The organism is Lentzea flava, from assembly GCF_014648475.1.
Lineage (GTDB): Bacteria > Actinomycetota > Actinomycetes > Mycobacteriales > Pseudonocardiaceae > Lentzea > Lentzea flava.
This window is the reverse complement of the sequence record NZ_BMRE01000172.1, coordinates 1-609: the sequence shown is the minus strand read 5'-3', so window position 1 is coordinate 609 and position 609 is coordinate 1. Positions and strand designations below refer to the sequence as shown.

The following is a 609-nucleotide window of genomic DNA, read 5'->3' as shown; positions in this document are numbered from 1 at the left end:
CCGATGACACCGCTGTGACCGAGCATGCTCCGTCTCCACTGCCCGGCCTGATGAGTTCCCCTCGGATCGATCAGGCTGATTTGGTGATGACCTCCTCGCCGGGGGTGGTCCGGCACGAGTTGGAGGCTGTCGCGTTGGTTCCGGTTCCGGTAGACCGGATCGAGCAGTGGGATCCTGCGTGGCGAACGTCGAGTGAGCCGTTGTACCGGTTCGCTTACAGTGGCCCGGAGGGGAGGGTCTACCGCGAGGGTGGTTTCCGTCCGCTTGATCCGTACAACTATGACCTGATGACCAGGACTGTGGCCGATTCGCCTTCGGCCTACGTGTCGTTGACCAGGGATGCCCAGTTGCATCGCAATCCTTTGACCGAGGGTGCGTACAACGGAAGGTTCCGTTGGTGGATCGAGGCTCCGGGTGGGATCGTCGTCAACGACACGATGCTGGCACATGACTCGAGGTATGAGCACGAGCAGGAGGTCATCTTCGCCGGTGGTGTGAGCCTGAGGTTCATCCGGGGAGTGCACGAGATCACCGCCGACGGCGAGATCGGCCGGTTCTTTCCCAACCCGTACTTCCGGCCCGAGATCGAACCGCCGCAGTCGCCCGACG

At 62.6% G+C, this 609-nt stretch carries 1 protein-coding gene; it reads left to right on the top strand.

Going from position 1 to position 609, the window contains the following annotated elements; all coding sequences use genetic code 11:
- Positions 1–14 precede the first annotated feature (14 nt).
- Positions 15–609 (top strand): scabin-related ADP-ribosyltransferase (locus IEZ09_RS46015; RefSeq protein ID WP_189260160.1); only part of this gene is annotated, 595 nt, incomplete at its 3' end.